At 74.8% G+C, this 16438-nt stretch carries 11 protein-coding genes; 5 read left to right on the top strand and 6 right to left on the bottom strand.

The features are described 5' to 3' along the window. Nucleotides 1-29 precede the first annotated feature (29 nt). Nucleotides 30-3266 (bottom strand): EAL domain-containing protein, encoded by a 3237-nt coding sequence (locus tag AB0R04_RS00305; protein ID WP_363366736.1) that lies wholly within the window; start codon nt 3264-3266, stop codon nt 30-32. A 265-nt stretch (nt 3267-3531) separates the two neighbouring features. Here AB0R04_RS00305 and AB0R04_RS00310 point away from each other — a divergent pair, with 265 nt between their 5' ends. The 5 genes from AB0R04_RS00310 to AB0R04_RS00330 all read left to right on the top strand — a co-directional run bounded on the left by AB0R04_RS00310 (nt 3532) and on the right by AB0R04_RS00330 (nt 10525). After that, nucleotides 3532-6834, top strand: coding sequence for an amino acid adenylation domain-containing protein (locus AB0R04_RS00310; protein WP_363367313.1), 3303 nt, complete (start codon nt 3532-3534; stop codon nt 6832-6834). After that, the gene (locus tag AB0R04_RS00315; protein WP_363366738.1) at nt 6831-7586 is read left to right on the top strand and encodes a leucyl/phenylalanyl-tRNA--protein transferase; all 756 of its coding nucleotides are present in this window, start codon (nt 6831-6833) and stop codon (nt 7584-7586) included. Before AB0R04_RS00310 ends, AB0R04_RS00315 begins: the two co-directional genes overlap by 4 nt. Nucleotides 7587-7653: 67 nt before the next feature. Beyond that, entirely contained in the window at nt 7654-9189 is a 1536-nt protein-coding gene (locus tag AB0R04_RS00320) for a hypothetical protein (RefSeq protein WP_363366740.1), read from the top strand. 99 nt (nt 9190-9288) lie between these two features. Next, a complete protein-coding gene (locus AB0R04_RS00325) occupies nt 9289-9573 on the top strand; it encodes a hypothetical protein (RefSeq protein ID WP_363366742.1) in 285 nt (94 codons plus the stop codon). 190 nt (nt 9574-9763) lie between these two features. Next, the gene (locus AB0R04_RS00330; protein ID WP_063349791.1) at nt 9764-10525 is read left to right on the top strand and encodes a serine hydrolase; all 762 of its coding nucleotides are present in this window, start codon (nt 9764-9766) and stop codon (nt 10523-10525) included. A 75-nt stretch (nt 10526-10600) separates the two neighbouring features. Here the strand turns inward: AB0R04_RS00330 and AB0R04_RS00335 are convergent, their stop codons facing one another. The 5 genes from AB0R04_RS00335 to AB0R04_RS00355 form a co-directional block, all read right to left on the bottom strand. Further along, nucleotides 10601-11734, bottom strand: a complete 1134-nt coding sequence (locus tag AB0R04_RS00335; RefSeq protein ID WP_363366744.1) for an FAD-dependent monooxygenase — start codon at nt 11732-11734, stop codon at nt 10601-10603. A gap of 39 nt (nt 11735-11773) precedes the next feature. Further along, on the bottom strand, nt 11774-12376 hold the full coding sequence (locus tag AB0R04_RS00340) for an ATP/GTP-binding protein (RefSeq protein ID WP_363366746.1): 603 nt from the start codon (nt 12374-12376) through the stop codon (nt 11774-11776). A gap of 3 nt (nt 12377-12379) precedes the next feature. Continuing rightward, nucleotides 12380-12745, bottom strand: a complete 366-nt coding sequence (locus AB0R04_RS00345) for a DUF742 domain-containing protein (RefSeq protein ID WP_350883136.1) — start codon at nt 12743-12745, stop codon at nt 12380-12382. Between the two features lie 116 nt (nt 12746-12861). Next, complete coding sequence (locus AB0R04_RS00350) at nt 12862-13317, bottom strand: roadblock/LC7 domain-containing protein (protein ID WP_363366748.1); 456 nt, start codon at nt 13315-13317, stop codon at nt 12862-12864. Beyond that, nucleotides 13314-16430, bottom strand: a complete 3117-nt coding sequence (locus tag AB0R04_RS00355; protein ID WP_363366750.1) for a nitrate- and nitrite sensing domain-containing protein — start codon at nt 16428-16430, stop codon at nt 13314-13316. Before AB0R04_RS00355 ends, AB0R04_RS00350 begins: the two co-directional genes overlap by 4 nt. Between the last annotated feature and the right edge of the window lie 8 nt (nt 16431-16438).

Consider the following 16438-nt stretch of genomic DNA (forward strand, 5'->3'; position numbering starts at 1 on the left):
GACCTGGGGCGCGGCCCTGAGGTCGGGGGTCAGGCCGGTTCGTGCGCGGTGCCGCCGACGAGGGCGCGGGCCTGCGGGGCGGTCATGGGGTGGGCGAAGAGGTAGCCCTGGCCGAGCGGGCAGCCCATGGCAGCGAGGAGGTCGCGCTGTTCGGGGTGTTCGATGCCTTCGGCGATGACCCGGACGCCGAGGGTGTCGGCGATGCGGGTGATGCCTTCGACGAGGGCGTACTGCTGCGGGGAGAGGCCGAGGCCGTCGATGAAGGACTTGTCGATCTTGAGGATGGAGATCGGGAACTCGCGCAGGTAGGAGAGCGAGGAGTAGCCGGTGCCGAAGTCGTCGATGGCGATGCCGACGCCGAGGTCGCCGAGGGTGGCCATGTCGGCGTGGACGCGGTCGTCGCGGCGCATCAGGACGGATTCGGTGAGTTCGAGGACGAGGGTGTGCGGGTCGATGCCGGAGCTGCGCAGGGCGCCGCGGACGACGTCGACGAAGCCGGCGTCGCGGAACTGGCGGGCGGAGACGTTGACGTTGACCCGCAGCGGGGGGAGGCCGGCGGCGGCGCGGTCGGCGGAGCTGGCGGCGTGCCAGGCGGCGGCCTCCTGGGCGGCGCGTTCCAGGACCCAGGCGCCGAGGGGGACGATCTGGCCGCTCTCCTCGGCGAGGGCGATGAACTCGTCGGGCAGCACCATGCCGCGCCGCTGGTGCGGCCAGCGGACGAGCGCCTCGAAGGCGACCAGGTCGCCGGTGCGCAGGTCGACGATCGGCTGGTAGTACAGCTGGAAGGAGGATTCGGCGATCGCCGCGTCCAGGTTCTCGTTCAGCTCGTGCCGCTCCACCAGCCCGGTCTGGAGGGCGGGCTGGTAGTGGCGCCACTGGCGGCGGCCGGCCGCCTTGGCGGAGTAGAGCGCGAGGTCGGCGTGGGTGAGCAGTTCGGCCGCGTCCACGCTGTCCTCGGTGGTGGCGACGCCGATGCTGGCCGTTACCCGGACGGCGCCCGCGCTCAGCCTGAACGGTTCTGCGAACACCGTCAGCACGGTGTCCGCGATGGCGTCCACGTCGGCCGGGCGCAGCGCGTCCTCGACCAGGACGGCGAACTCGTCGCCGCCGAGCCGGGCGGCGGTGTCCGAGCTGCGCAGCGCGGTGGAGACCCGCAGCGAGACGGCGATCAGCAGTTCGTCGCCGACCGCGTGCCCCTGGGTGTCGTTGACCACCTTGAAGTCGTCGAGGTCGAGGAAGAGCACCCCGGTGACGGCGCCGCTGCGCTCGCCGCGGGACAGCGCGTGGCCGACCCGGTCCAGGAACAGCACCCGGTTGGCGAGGCCGGTGAGGGAGTCGTGGAAGGCCCGGTGGGTGAGTTCGCGCTCCATCTGGCGCTGCTCGGTCACGTCGCGCAGGGTGAGCACCAGGCCGCCGACCGTCGGGTCGGCGCGCAGGTCGTTGAAGCGGACCTCGGCCTCGATCGGGGTCCGGTCCTGCCGCAGCAGCCGCCAGTGCTCACGGGGTTGTTCGCGCAGCGGTTCGCGTGTCGGCGAGTGCAGCGGTTCGCCCGGCGGCGAGTGCGGCGGCGAGTGCTCCGGCGCGTGTGCCGGGGCGGCGTGCGCCGGGGCGGTGTCCACCGGGCCGCGCATCCGGGCCAGCGCCTTGCCGACGGCCCGGCTGTCCTCGGGCGGGACGAGCTCGGTGAGCAGGGTGCCGTCCAGGCTGGGGTAGCCGAGGACCCGTTCGGCGGAGGAGGAGGCGTAGCGGACGCCGTCGTCGGCGTCCAGGATCAGGATGACGTCGCTGGCGTTCTGCACCAGGGTGCGGAAGTACAGCTCGCTGTTGCGGCGGTTGACCTCCTGGCTCAGCACGACCCGTTCGACGGCCAGCGCGGCCTGCGCGGCCAGGATCTCCAGCGAGCCCCACAGGCTGGTGAGCTCCTGCGCGGTGCCGGTGACGATGAGCGCGCCGATCAGCGGGTCGCCGGAGGGGCGCTCGTCGAGGGTGAGCGGGCACAGCAGGGCGGAGGGCATGCCGTCGAGGCGGGCGGCGAGGTCGCTGCCGATGTCCTCGACGGGCAGCAGCCGGGTCTCCCGGTAGGCGGCGAGGGCGAGCGCCTCGTCGGAGTCGGTGACGGGGCCGAGGTGGTGCTGGGCGGCGCCGCGTTCGGCGTGCCGCACGTGCAGGACGCCGGCCTCGGTGACGGCGAGCAGGGCGACGTGCCCGGGCTCGGTGGGCATCAGGGTGGAGGCGGTGGCCTGGACGGCGTCCGCGACCTCCTCGACGGTGACGGCCGCGGTGAGTCTGGCGCCGGCCTCGCGCAGGGCCCGCTCGCGGGCGATCGCCTGCCGGCGGGCGACCACGACGACCGCCAGCCGGGCCAGCACCAGCAGGTACAGGAGGGCGGAGAAGGCGCCGATCACGCCGGCGTTGCTGGTGTTGCCGTTCAGCGACTCGATGATCAGGATCGCCGGGGCGATCAGCGAGGCCAGGGTGAGCAGGGCGAGGCGACCGGCGCTCAGGTCGGGCTGCTGGGTGGGGACGGGTCTGGTCAGCTCGACCATGGACGGGTGCAGCGCGGCCGCGCCCCAGGCGGTGTAGAAGGCGGCCCAGCCGAAGTCGACGGGGGTGCCGATGTGCCAGTTGCCGTGCAGCTGGATCAGCCCGTACAGGGTGTCCGCGACCAGCATGCCGGCGGTGCCGACGGTGAGCAGTTGCAGCGCCCGGCTGTTGCCGCCGCGCGGGGTCAGCAGCCGCAGCAGCAGGGCGAGGACGACCACGTCGCCGAGCGGGTAGCCGATCGAGACGGCCTTCTGGAACCAGGAGAGGTCGGGGTTGCGGGCGTACGGGAGGATCAGGTAGATCCAGGCGAGCAGCGCCAGGCCCATGGTGAGGATCAGCGCGTCGAGCAGGCCGGCGCGGTCCTGACGGGCCGTGCGCCAGCGGATGAAGCCGAGCACGCCGGCCGCGTACAGCACGAACTCGGCCAGGTAGAAGCCGTCGGCGACGGACGGGAACGGGTTGTGCAGGTGCAGGAACTGGGTCTGGACGACCTGGACGACCTCGCCCGCGGTGAAGCTCAGGTTGGCGAGCGCCAGCGCGTACCAGCACAGCGCGTGCGCGGGGCGGTTGAGGCGGATGCCGGCCACGATGGCCGCACAGCCGCCGAGTCCGATGCCCGTCCACCAGATGATCCGCTGCGAGGGGTTGATGTAGTAGACGCCGGTGAACAGCACCATCCACAGCAGGTAACAGGCCATCAGGCGTTGTCGCCGACGTGTCAACGGGGCTACCTCCTCCGCGTCGCCACCCGGCCGGTGGGACGGGGGAGTTCGGGCGAGGACGGGTCTCGGCGGTCGCGGGGTCGTCTCGTCCCGGGCTGACGGGCACACGGCAGCGTCGCGTCCGGTCGGGTTGCGATCGGACGTTCGTCCTGTGCCCTGAGTGCGTATAGTCGGAAATGTCGCACCTCCCAGGAAACTGCCGCCACAGCACGAGGTCAAGCCGGTGGACGACGCAGCAGACAGCGCACAGGGCGTACGAACGGATGTGAACTCCGGGCGTCACGCCGTGGTTCGCAACGACAGCGGTCAGTACGCGATCTGGCCCGGCGACTTGACCGTGCCGGGCGGCTGGCACCTGGTGTACGGGCCGGCCGGCCGCGACGACTGCCGGGCCCACGTGGCCCGCGAATGGCGCCCGCCCGGGCTCGGCTTCCCCGGGCTCGGCTCCCCCGGGGAGCGCGGCCGCGGGCGGGCCGCGGGCGGCGGCGGCACCGTGCACGGACTGCTGCGCTCCCGCGCCGCGCAGTACCCGGACGCGGTCGCCGTCGTCGCAGACGATGCCACGCTGAGCTACCGCGAGCTGGACCGGCGCAGCGACCGCCTGGCGCGGGCGCTGCGGGCCCGCGGGGTCGGCCCCGAGGAGGTGGTGCCGGTCTGCCTCGAACGCGGCGCGGGCCTGGTCGTCGCCTGGCTCGGCGTGCTGAAGGCGGGTGCGGCGCTGCTGCCGCTGGACCCGGCGTACCCGGCGCGGCGCCTGGCCCGGCTGGTCGAGGACAGCGGGGCGCGGGTGGCGGTCACCGAGGGCGGGGCGCTGCCGGGCGTCGAGCCGCTGCCGGTGGACGGCGTGGACGGGCCGGACGGCGGCGGTGAGCCGGTCGTCACCGGGCTAGACGGTGCCGGGCCTGACGACCTCGCCTACCTGATCTACACCTCCGGCACCACCGGCACCCCCAAGGGCGTCCCCGTCACCCACCGCGCCCTGGTGTTCACCCTCGACCGGGTCGTCCACGCCTACGGCCTCGCCCCCGGCGAACGCGTGCTGCAACTCGCCGCGCTCGGCTTCGACACCGCACTGGAGCAGGTCTTCGCGACCCTGCTCGCCGGGGCCACCCTCGTCCTCGGCGGCGGCCGCACCTGGGCGCCCACCGAACTCGTCCACCGGATGCGCGGACTCGGCCTCGCCGTCGCCGACCTCACCCCCGCCTACTGGCACCACGTGCTCACGCTGCTCCCGCCCGGCGGGCCCGGCCCGGAGGGGCTGCGGCTGGTCGTCGTCGGCGGGGACGTCGTGCACGCCGACGACTGCCGCAGCTGCCTGGACCGGCTGCCCGGCGTCCGGCTGGTCAACGCCTACGGGGTCACCGAGGCCGCCGTCACCTCCACGCTCTGCGAGGTCACCCCCGCGCTGCTGGACGCCGCCGGCCCGGGCGGCCCGGCCGCGCCGGTGCCGATCGGCCGCCCGCTGCCCGGCGTGCGGGTGCACGTCCTGGACGCCCGGCTGTCCCCCGTACGGCCCGGCGAGAAGGGCGAGATCCACCTCGGCGGGCCCGGCCTCGCCCGGGGCTACTGGCGCGCCCCCGTGGCGACCGCCGAGGCCTTCGTCCCCGACCCGTACGCGCCGGTGCCCGGCGAGCGGATGTACCGCACCGGCGATGCCGGGCGCTGGCGGGCCGACGGGCAGCTGGAGATCCTCGGCCGCTTCGACGACCAGGTGAAGGTGCTCGGCCACCGCGTCGACCCCGCCGAGATCGAGGCCGCCCTCGCCGCCCACCCCGACGTCCGGCAGGCCCGGGTCGCCGCCGACGGCGGCGACCCCGACGGGGGCCGCGCGCTCACCGCCTACTACACGCTCGCCGACCACGCCGACGCCGCGGCCGGTGCCGGGGCCCGCCGCGACCGGCTCCGCGCCTACCTGGCCGAACGGCTGCCGGAGTACATGCTCCCGGCCGCCTTCGTGGCGCTGGACCGGATGCCGCTCACCCCGGCCGGAAAGGTCGACCGCCGCCGGCTGCCGCACGCCGAGCCGCGCACCCCGGGCCGGCCCGGCCCGGGCGGCACCGGGGCGGCGGGCGGCGGGGGAGCCGTCGAGGACGCCATCGGGCAGCTGTGGGCCGAACTGCTCGGCGTCGAGGACGTCGGCCCCGCCGACGACTTCTTCGCCCTCGGCGGCAACTCGCTGCTGGCCATGGAGATGCTCGCCCGCGCCCGGATCATGCTCGGCCTCGACGTCACCCGCGTCCGCGCCCTCACCCGCGCCCTGCTGCGCGACGCCACCCTGCGCGCCTTCGCGACCGCCGTCCAGGCCGCCCGCGCCGACGGCGCCGCCCGGGTCGACGGAGCCGGCCCTGGCCCCGCCGAGACCGCCGTCGACTGGGCCGCCGAAGCCCGGCTCGCCCACCCCGTCCAGCAGTCCTGGAGCCCGGCGCCCAGCCGCGCCGAACCCGCCGAGATCCTGCTCACCGGCGCCACCGGCTTCTGCGGCGCCCACCTGCTGCACGCCCTGCTCGCCACCACCCGGGCCCGGATCCACTGCCTGGTCCGCGCCCCCGACGAGGAGCACGCGCTGGAACGCCTGCGCGCCGCCCAGCAGCGCTTCCTGCGGCGCGACCTCACCGACACCCGGGTGGTGCCGCTGGTCGGCGACCTCGCCGCACCCAGACTCGGGCTGACGCAACGTCAGTTCGAGGTGCTGGCCGGGAGTTTGGACGCCGTCCACCACCTCGGCGGGCAGGTCAACTTCCTCTACCCGTACCACCAGCTGCGCGCGCCCAACGTCGGCGGCACCCGCGAGATCATCCGCCTCGCCGGGCTCAGCCGGGGCGTACCCGTGCACTACCTGTCCACCCTCGCCGTGCTGGCCGGCTTCGGCGCGGCCGGCGTCCGCGAGGTCACCGAACGGACCCCGCTCGCCCACCCTGACCGGCTCGGCGTCGGCTACGTCGAGAGCAAGTGGGTCGCCGAACAACTGCTGCACGAGGCGGCCGCCGCCGGGCTCCCGGTCACCGTGCTGCGCACCAACGACGTCACCGGGGACCTCGCCACCGGCGTGATGAACACCGGCACCGAGATCTGCGCGCTCATCGCGTACCTGGCGGACAGCGGCACCTGCCCGGACGTGCTGCTGCCGCTCGACTTCGTCCCGGCCGACCGCTTCGCGCGCGCCGTCGCCCACATCGCCGCCCACGCCCCCGCCGACGGCGAGGTCTACCACCTCACCTCGCCGCGCCCCGCCGACCTCGCCGACCTCGCCGAACGGCTCCGGGCCCGAGGCCACCCGATCGCCGAACTCCCGTACGGCGACTGGGTGCAGGGCCTGGTCCGCTTCGCCGCCGGGCACCCCGCCCACCCCATCACGCCGTTCGTCCCGCTGTTCGTCGACCGCGCCCCCGGATCGGCGCTGTCGATCAGCGAGCTGTACTTCCGGCCCGTCTTCCCGCTGTTCGACCGCGCCAACACCAATGCCGCGCTCGCCGGCAGCGGGATCGACCTGCCCGCCGTCGACGCCGGCCTGCTCGACCACTACCTGGAGCGGCTGGCGGCGGAGGGCTTCCTCGGGCCGCCGGCATGAGCCCCTTCGACGGGCTGGACGTCCAACGCGGGCCCGGGGACGGGCCGGTGGCGTTCGGCGCCGGTCTCGGCGCGCCGGACCTGCTGGCGGCGTACCGTCGGGGCCTGTTCCCGATGCCCGCGGCGGACGAGTACGCCGGCGCCTACAACGAGGCGCGCTACGAACAGGCCGTCGAGGCGGGCGAGGTGATGCTGCTGCCCGGCGGGAACGACCCGTACGCGCTGGCCTGGTGGTCGCCCGACCCCCGGCCCGTCCTGCCGCCCGACGGCGTCCGGCTCGGCAGCCGCCTCGCCCGGCGGCTGCGCCACCGGCCGCAGTGGTGGACCAGCGCCGACCGGGCCTTCGGCGAGGTGCTGGCCCGCTGTGCCGAGGGCCGCCAACCAGCCTGGCTGACGGGTGAGTTGCGGGCCGCACTGGAGCAGCTGCATGTGCTCGGGGCCGCCCACAGCGGCGAGGTGTGGGAGGGCGAGGAGCTGATCGGCGGGGTGTTCGGCGTCGCCGCCGGGCCCGTCCTCAGCCTCGACTCGATGTTCCACCGCCGCCCCGACGCCGCCCGTGTCGCCGTCGCCGACCTCGGGGCGCGCTTCGGCGCGGCCGGCGGGCGGCTGCTCGACGCCCAGTGGGACAGTCCGCACATCCGCAGCCTCGGCGCCGAGCCGGTACCCCGCTCCCGGTACCTGGCCGAGCTGGCGGCGGACGCCGTGGTGGGCCCGCTGCCGGGAGAGCCGCTGCCCGTGGACCGGCTGGTCTGACCTGCGCCTTTTACCTTGCTTGGCCTGTCTTCGACAAACTTATTCCCCGTCAGTAACATGACGCCGCGTGTTCAAAAGCTCCATAGGCAGGGCCGTCGGCCCCGCCCTCCTCACCCTCGCCCTCGCCGGGGTCGCCGCCTGCGGGCCGACCACCTCCGGCGCTCCGCAGGCCGCCATCGGCACCACCGAAGCGGCCGTCACCACCGGCACGACCACGACCACGGCCGCCGCCGGCGGCCAGGCCCCGACAGCCCCGGCCGCCGGCACCCCTCGCGCCCGGGCCGCCGCCGCCCCGACCACCACAGCCGCCACCGCACGGCCGACCGGCGCTGCCGGTGTCGCCGGCGCCGTCGGTGCGCCGGTCACCGCCGCCCCGGCCGGCGACCGGCAGGCCGCCGTCGCCGCCCCCGCCAAGGACGGCGGCGCGGCCACCCCCGCCGGGCAGAACCTCCAGCTCACCGCGTACGACCCGGCGGGCGGCACAGCCGTCCTCTCGGCGCCACCGGCCGCCGGGCCCACCGCGACCGCCGGCGCGACGCCGACCCCCGCCCCCGCCGTCCAGCCCGGGCAGCTCATCGCCAGCCCGCCCACCGCCGCCGCGCCCCAGGGCGCGCTGGTCGCCGTCACCGGCGTCCGCCCCGGCGCGGGCACCAGCCTCAACCTGACCACCCGCCCCGCCACCCTCGCCGAACTCCTCGGCGGCACCGAGGCCGACGGCCGGGTGCCCGTCGACCCGCACGGCATCACCGTCACCCCGCTGGTCAAGGACCTCAAGGCCGTCGTCGGTGCGGACGGCGGCGGCGTGAAGGCCGACGCCTCCGGCACCCTGGAGGTCGACGTCAAGGCCCCCGTCCCGCTGCCCGACGGCGCGAGCGTGGACGCCTCCGGCTCCCTCCAGCTGCACCCGGCCGTCCACTTCGCCTACCACGGCGCCGCCGCCGGCAGCCCGCGCACGGCCTCCATCGGCTTCGACCTCGGCGCCCACGCCCAGTGGAAGGTCACCGGCGACGTCGCGCGCAGCACCGGCGCCGCGCCCGTCCGGCTGCCCTTCGCCACCTTGCAGGCCAGCCCGGTGCTCACCGTCGCCGGACTGCCCGTCGTGGTCAACCTGAAGCTCACCTGCTACCTGGAGGTCAGCGCCGACGGCCAGGTCCACCTGGAGGCCGAACAGGAGGCCACCGGCACCTGGGCCGTCCGCGCCGACTACACCGGCGGCAAGGGCTGGACCCCGACCACCGACGCCGACACCAAGGTCTCCCCGATCCGGGTGCGCCTCACGGGCAAGGCCGGCGTGCGGGCCGCGCTCGGCGCCGAGGTCTCCGTCGGCCTCTACGACACCGTCGGCGTCCAGACCACCGTGGCCCCCTACCTGCGGGCCCAGGTCGAGGGCTCGCTGACCGCCGACTCCTCCGGCAACCCGCCGCAGGCCCAAGGGAGTTGGTCGCTGGTCGGCGGCGTCGACCTGACCGGCTCGCTGCTCGCCCACCTCAAGGTCTTCGGCACCCCGGTCATCGAGGGCACGTACCCGCTGCCGCCGTTCCACCGCGAATGGCCCCTGGCGGCGGGCTCCGCGGCCCTGCCGTCCCCGCGCCCGAGCAGCTGACCCGGGCACGCCCCGGGCTCGGGGTCCGGTTGCTGCTCGGGCGGTACGCCGGGCAGCGGTGCTACTGCTCCTGACGTACTTCTGACGTACCGACAGTTCGTGTCCCAGGGCGATGATCCGGTGCCGGTGCGCTGGAAGGCTGACGCGCAGGAAGTCGGCCTGACCGACTTCCTGCGCATCCGCACCCATCACCGCCAGGAGACCCGCGAGTCCGAGCGCGAGTCCGAGTCCGAGCGCGAGTCCGAGTCCGAGCCCGAGCGAGAGTCCGGGTACGGGCCTCGGCGAGTCCGCCGCGTCGACCGCCTCGGGCAGCCCGAGCCCGAGCCCGACTACGAGCCCGAGTACGGCCCCCGGCGGGCCGCTCGCCTCCACCGGGGCGGGTGACGGCGTCCTGTTCGCCGCCGTGGTCGGCCTCGGGCTGCTGCTGGTGGACGGTGGAGCGGTGCTGTTCCACGAGCGACGCCGCCGCCGCAACGGCGCCTGAGCGCGGTCGCGGGGAGCGGGACGTCGGAGCCGCCGACTTCCCGTTCCCCGCGACCGCCCGGTTCGGCCCGATCTCCCCTACTCTTCCTCCATGCTGTCTGTGGTGGTGGCCCCCTGGGCGGGCGAGGCGGAGCCGGTGTTCGTGCGGGCGCCGGACGAACTGCACGATGCCGCGAGCACGATGAAGGTCGCGGTGTTGGCGGCGCTCGCCCGTGGCGGGGTGGATCTCGATGCCGAGGTGCCGGTGGTGAACCGGTTCGAGTCCGTGGTGGGTGGGGAGTTCGGCAACGATCCCGACTGGGACAGCGATCCGCTGCCGTGGGAACTGCTGGGCACGCACGTGCCGCTGCGGCTGCTCGCCGAGCGGATGATCACGCACTCCTCCAACCTGGCCACCAACCTGTGCCTGGCCCGGGTCGACCGGGCGGCGGTGGCCGAGGCGTGGCGGCGGGCCGGGGCGACGCGCAGCGCGAGCCCGCGCGGGATCGAGGACTACGCGGCGCGCGACGCCGGGGTGCACAACCTGGTGAGCGCGCGGGACCTGGTGCGGCTGCTGCACTCCCTGGGCGGGGAGCCGGAGTTGCTGGCGCTGCTGGAGCGCAACGCGTTCCGGGTGGACCTGGCGGCGGGCCTGCCGCCGGACACCCGGATCGCCTTCAAGAACGGCTGGGTGCCCGGCGCCCGGCACAGCGTGGGCCTGGTCCACCCGCAGGACTGCCCGCCCTACCTGATCGCGGTCTGCTACACCGGTCCGCTGGCCTCGGGTGAGGACCGCACGGACCCGGCGGCCCGGCTGCTGGCCCGGGTCTCGGCGGCGGTGTGGCAGCGGCGGCACGAGCTCGCCGGCGCGTGAGCCGACGTGTGAGCCGGCGCGTGAGCCGGCCGCCGGCCTGCTGCACGGGGCTGTGCAGCAGGCCGGACAGGGGCCTCAGTACGGCTGGACGAGGACGTGGGCGGCGCCGGGGATGCCGACCTTGAGGAGTTCGTCCTCCTCCGGAGTGGTGGGCGTGCCGGTCTCCTGCTTGAGGATGGCCCGGGAGAGCGCCTGGACCCACATGGCGCGGGGGCGGCGGCGCTCCTCCCAGACGGCGAGCGCGGCGGGGACGGTCTCGGCGGCGTCCAGGCTCTGGGCGAGGACGAGGGCGTCCTCGACGGCCATCGCGGCGCCCTGGGCGAGGTGCGGGGTGGAGGCGTGGGCGGCGTCGCCGGCGAGCGCGATCCGGCCGACGTGCCAGGGCTCCTCGACGCTGACCTGGGAGATCCGCGAGTAGACCACGGCGGACGGGTCGGTGACCTGGGCGAGGGCCTCGGCGATCGGGCCGCCGAAGCCGGCCAGGCGTTCGGCGAGCTGCTCGTGGGCGTGCCCGGGGTCGGGCCGGAAGTCCTCGGCCTCGGCGAACACCGAGCCCAGGTACATGAGGTCGTCGTTGATCGGGGTGAGCAGCGCCTTGGCCTTGAGGTTGCCGGTGGACATCACCACGCCCTGGACCTCGGGCGAACGCGGCAGGGTGACGCGCCAGTTGGCGAAGCCGGTGTACTCGGGCGCGTACTTCTCCCCGTAGAGGCGCTTGCGCAGCGGGGAGCCGATGCCGTCGAAGCCGACGACGAGGTCGTAGCGGCCGCGGTGCCCGTCGGTGAGGGTGGCGTCGATGCCGTCGGCGTCCTCGGCGAGGTCGGCGATGGTGGTGCCGAAGCGCAGGGTGGCGCCGGCCCGGGTGGCGGCGGTGGCGAGCACCTGGGCGAGGGCGGGGCGGGGGATGCCGTTGTTGGAGGGGGCGTCGCCCATCCGGGGCTGCGGGATCTTGGCGAGGGTGGCGCCGGTCGGGTCGCAGATGGTCAGCACCTCCCACTCGAAGCCGGCGGCGAGGCAGTCGTCGAGGACGCCGATCTCGCGCATCACGTGGAGGGCGTTGGAGGGCTGGATGATGCCGACGCCGAGGGCTTCCAGCTGGTCGCGCAGTTCGGCGACGTCGACGTGGTGGCCGCGCTTGGCGAGGGCGGTGGCGAGGGTGAGCCCGCCGATGCCGCCGCCGTGGACGAGGACGCGCAGGGGTGAGGTCATGGGGTGGCTCCTGGGGAAGGGAGGTGGTTCAGCCGACGTTCAGCCGACGGGGGCGGCGGAGAGGTCCATCAGGTGGTCGACGAGGGCGAGCAGCAGGTCGCGTCCGAAGGCGCGTTCGCGGACGTCGCCGAGGAGCATCGGCACCTGCGGGTCGAGGTCGAGGGCGGCCCGGATCTCGTCGGGGGTGCGGGTGTTGTGGCTGTGGAAGCAGTTGATGGCGACGACGAAGGGGATGCCCCGGCTCTCGAAGAAGTCGATGGAGGCGAAGCTGGTGTCGAGCCGGCGGGTGTCGGCGATGACGATGCCGCCGAGGGCGCCGTTGACGAGGTCGTTCCACATGAACCAGAAGCGTTCCTGCCCGGGGGTGCCGAACAGGTAGACGACGAGGTCCGGGCTGACGGTGATCCGGCCGAAGTCGAGGGCGACGGTGGTGGTGTCCTTCTGGTCGACGCCGGACAGGTCGTCCACGCCGACGCTGGCCCGGGTCAGGTACTCCTCGGTGCGCAGCGGGGTGACCTCGCTGACGGAGCCGACGAGGGTGGTCTTGCCGACGCCGAAGCCGCCCGCGATGAGGATCTTGACGGCGGCCGGCGCGGTGGCGACGCCGGCGTCGGCGGCACTGCTGGGGTGGGGTGTTGCCATGGTTCAGAGTCTCCGGAGTCCTTCGCGAACGGCCGTGAGCAGGCCGAGGTCCACGCCTCCGGCGGCCCGGGCGACCGAGAGCGGTGCCCGGGCCCGCAGCAGGCCCTGGGCGACCAGGTCGCCCAGCAGGATCTTGGTGACCGAGACCGGGAGGTCCAGGCCGGCCGACACCTCGGCGACGGCGGCGGGCCGCCGGCAGTGGTCGAGGATCATCCGGTGCTCGGGCTGGAGGCCGCGGGCACCGGCGCGGCTGCCCCGCGCCAGGGCCCGGGCGGCCTCGTCTTCGACGGTGGTGAGCACGGTGATCAGGGTGAGGTCGTCGCGCTCGGGGGCGGTGCGGCCGCGGGTGATGGTGTACGGGCGCACCATGGCGCCCGACTCGTCCTCGGCGTCCTCGTCCGACAGTTCGCTCCAGTGCGGGACCCCGCCGCGCTGCCCGTTCCCGCTACCGCTACCGCTCCCGTTTCCGTACGGGCCCACCGGTGTCAGCTCCGGTTCCGGGCGGCGAAGGCGTCGAAGCCGGTGGGGGAGGCGGCGCCGGCCTCGGCCCGCACCGGGGTGGTCATCTTCTGGCCGACCTGCTGCACCAGGGTGTGCATGGCGACCGACATGACCTCGGCGTCGACCTCCTGGGAGGCGACGACGGCCAGGTGGGTGCCCTGGGCGGCGGCGATGATGAACAGCCAGCACTCGGCGAGTTCGACGATCACCTGGTGGACGGCCCCGCCGTCGAAGAGCTGGCCGACGCCGCGGGCGAGGCTCTGCTGGCCGGTGGCGACGGCGGCGAGGCGCTCGGCGTCGGCGCGTTCGATGGTGCGGGAGTGGCTGACGACCAGGCCGTCGTCGGAGAGCAGGACGGCGTTCCTGGTCCCGGGCACCGAGTCGACGAGTCCGTCCAGCAGCCAGTCCAGGTCCTGGTGGGTGGCGATCGTTCGGTTCATGACTGGTCATCCGTTCGTGTGGTTCGGGGGTCCGCGGCCGGCAGGGCCCAGGGGGAGGGGCCGGGCGCGGGCGTCGGGGAGCCGGCGGGGGCGGTGGGGGGAGCCGGTGGGGTCACGGCCCCGGGCAGCGGGTGCTCGCCGCTGTCCTGGGCGCGGGCGGCACGGGACTGGCGCTGGAAGGCGCCGATCGTCGCACCGGAACGCTTCGCCGGGCGCTGGAAGGGGCCGCCGGCGGGCTCGGTGCCCTGGGCGGCGGATTCGGCGCGGGGCCCGGCGGCGGGCTCGGCCCACTGCGGGCGGGGCGCCGGCGGGACGCGCAGTTCGGCGGCCAGGCTGGCCTGCCGGACGCGCTGGGGCAGCGGGGGCTGCTCGGTCTCGGTGGGGCTGAGCGGCACCGCGGAGGCGTACTCGCGGCGCTGGCGCCGTTCGGCCAGCCGGTAGTGGTCGGCCGGGCGGTACTGCTCGTCGGCGTACGGGGCCTCGGCGTCGGTGACCCGGGCGTAGGCGATGTCCGGGTAGGCGGGCACGTCGTGCGAGGGCCGCTGGTCGGCCGGGGCGTCGGGGGCCGGGGAGCTGTGCTCGATCGGCTGCTCGGCGTAGGGGGCGGGGAACGGCGCGGGCGCGGGCTCGGCGGCGGGCGAGGCCTCGGGCTGGACGTACTCGACGTGCCCGAAGGCCTGGACGGGGGCGGTCAGCGGGTCGTGCGGGAACTGCTGGGTCTGCGGGAGCTGCTGGGTCTGCCCGAGCGGTTCGACGTGCCCGAGCGGTTCGGCGTACCCGGGCTGCTCCACGTGCTGGACCTGCCCGAAGGCCTCGACCTGCCCGAACGCCTCCACCGGCGGGAAGGACTCCACCGGAGGGAAGGAGTCGGCCGCGGCGAAGGTCTCCACGGGCGGGAGGGGCTCTGCCGGCGCGAAGGACTCTCCCGGCGGGAAGGAGTCCACGGGCGCGACCGGAGGCCCCGCCGGCGCCGGCTCCGGGGCCTCGTTGGAGGCGGTGAGCAGCGCCTTGCGGGAGCGCCGTACGAGCGGGATCGGTTCGACGGGGGCGGCGTCGGGCAGTCCGGCGTCGCCGTCGATGACGAGTTCGTCGGGGACGAGCACGACGACCCGGGTGCCGCCGAAGGCCGACGGCCGGAACTCGATCTTGAGTCCGTGGTGCGCGGCCAGCCGGGCGATGACGTAGAAGCCGAGGCGGACGTCGTCCGCCCGGGCGAGCACGTCGGTGCGGGGCGGGCGGCTCATCAGTTCGTTGGCGGCGTCGTACTGCTCGGGGTCCATGCCGAGGCCGCGGTCCTCGATCTCGACGGCGAGTCCGCGGCCGACCATGGCGGCCCGGACCTCGACCGGGGTGGGCGGCTTGGAGAAGGTGGTGGCGTTCTCCATCAGCTCGGCGAGCACGTGCGCGACCGGGCCGACGGCCCGCTCGGACAGCCACGGGTGGCCCTCGACGTCGATCATGATCCGGCGGTAGTCCTGCACCTCGCCCTGCGCGGCGCGCAGCACGTCCAGCAGCGGGACGGGCTTGCGCCAGCGCCGCTGCGGCTGGCCGCCGGCCATGATGACGAGGTTCTCCTCGTAGCGGCGCAGGCGGGCGGTGAGGTGGTCGAGGTCGAACAGGCCCTCCAGGACCTCCGGGTCCTCGTGCTTGCGTTCCAGCTCGTCGAGCTTGCGCAGCTGGCGGCCGATCAGCAGCTGGGTGCGGCGGGCGATGCGCTGGAGCAGCCGCTCGAAGCCGCGGTGCTGTTCGGCCTGCTTGACGGCGGCCTCGACGGCGGAGGCGCGGGCCAGGTTGAGGGCCTGGCCGAGGCGGGCGAGTTCGTCGGTGCCGTTGCCGTGCGAGCCGGCGGTGATGGTGCGGGTGTCGGTCTCGACGTCGACCTGCTCGCCGCGGCCGAGGCGTTCGACGACCTCGGGGAGGGTGCGCTCCATCTCCTCGGCCTGGGTCTGGAGTTCCTTGATGCGCCGGCGCAGCGAGCGGCTGAGCCGCCAGGAGGCGATGATCACCGCGACGACGGTGATCAGGCCGACGACGGTGGTCAGGACGACCGTGGTGAGGAGGGAGAGGATGGTGCCCTTGCCGACGTCGACGATGCCGCTGGTGCGGGTCTCGATGACCTTGACCAGCTGCGGGTTGAGCTGGTCGAGGGCCTGGCGCCACTGGTCCTGGGCGGCTGGGAGTCTGACGGTGCCGTTGGCCTCGGCGGCGGTGGGCTTGGTGAGCGACTGCTCGACGGCGGCCTTGGCCTGCCAGGCGGGGCTGTTCATCAGGTCGTGCCAGGCGGCGGACTCGCCGTCCGGGATGTACGGGACGACCTGGACGGCGAAGAGGTGCTCCTGCGCCCCGACGGACTGCTGGACCTGCTGGTAGTCGGTGACGGTGAGCCGCCCGGTGGGCCAGCCACGGGCGAGGATGGCGTCCTCGCGGGCGAGCATCTCCTTGGCCCAGAAGGCGTTCACCAGGGTCTTGGAGATCCAGGTGACCTCGCCGGTGTCGACGTGGCTGAGTGCGGTGAACAGCCGCAGGTCGACGGCGATCAGGTCGGTGTAGTACGTGTAGAGGGTCTGCTGGTCGATCGAGCCGTGGTCGACGGCGGCGCGCTGTTCGGCGAGCTTGCCCATCGCCTGGCGGGCCTCGGTGACGGCGGTGCGGACCTCTTCGGGGGCGCTGTCAGCGGTCTCGCCGGAGAGGACCTGGAACTGGCGGACCGCGTCGTCGGTCTGCTGGCGCTGGCGGCGCAGCTGGTCGGTGTTGCCGCCGGGCCGGGCGAGCGCCTCGGCGCTGAGCCGGCGTTCTTCCTGGAGGCTGTAGTAGACGATGTTGGACGGCTGGCCGGCCTTCTGGGCGAGCAGGCCCTGGGCGGCCTGGCGCTGGAAGGCGAAGACGGTCTCGCCGCTGGTGACCGCCCACAGGGCGGCCAGGGCGATGCTGGGGACGACGGCGAGGACGAGCAGCGCCGTCCGCAGTGACAGGCGCGGACGCCTGCGGGGGGCCTTCGGCGTCGGGGGCCGCCGATTCGCACGCGCGCGCAGAGCAGTCTCCTTGGGGATGGCGGCCGGCCTGAGCGGGGCGGGCCGTCCGGGGCACGGGCTTGACGAGGCGATACTAGTCATACCGTGTG

It is taken from the genome of Kitasatospora sp. NPDC056731 (genome assembly GCF_040687675.1).
Lineage (GTDB): Bacteria > Actinomycetota > Actinomycetes > Streptomycetales > Streptomycetaceae > Kitasatospora.

Coding starts and splice junctions, on each gene's coding strand:
- AB0R04_RS00315 (WP_363366738.1), top strand. CDS start 6,831: ATGAGCCCCTTCGACGGGCTGGACGTCCAACGCGGGCCCGGGGACGGG.
- AB0R04_RS00330 (WP_063349791.1), top strand. CDS start 9,764: ATGCTGTCTGTGGTGGTGGCCCCCTGGGCGGGCGAGGCGGAGCCGGTG.
- AB0R04_RS00335 (WP_363366744.1), bottom strand. CDS start 11,734: ATGACCTCACCCCTGCGCGTCCTCGTCCACGGCGGCGGCATCGGCGGG.
- AB0R04_RS00340 (WP_363366746.1), bottom strand. CDS start 12,376: ATGGCAACACCCCACCCCAGCAGTGCCGCCGACGCCGGCGTCGCCACC.
- AB0R04_RS00345 (WP_350883136.1), bottom strand. CDS start 12,745: ATGGTGCGCCCGTACACCATCACCCGCGGCCGCACCGCCCCCGAGCGC.
- AB0R04_RS00350 (WP_363366748.1), bottom strand. CDS start 13,317: ATGAACCGAACGATCGCCACCCACCAGGACCTGGACTGGCTGCTGGAC.
- AB0R04_RS00355 (WP_363366750.1), bottom strand. CDS start 16,430: ATGACTAGTATCGCCTCGTCAAGCCCGTGCCCCGGACGGCCCGCCCCG.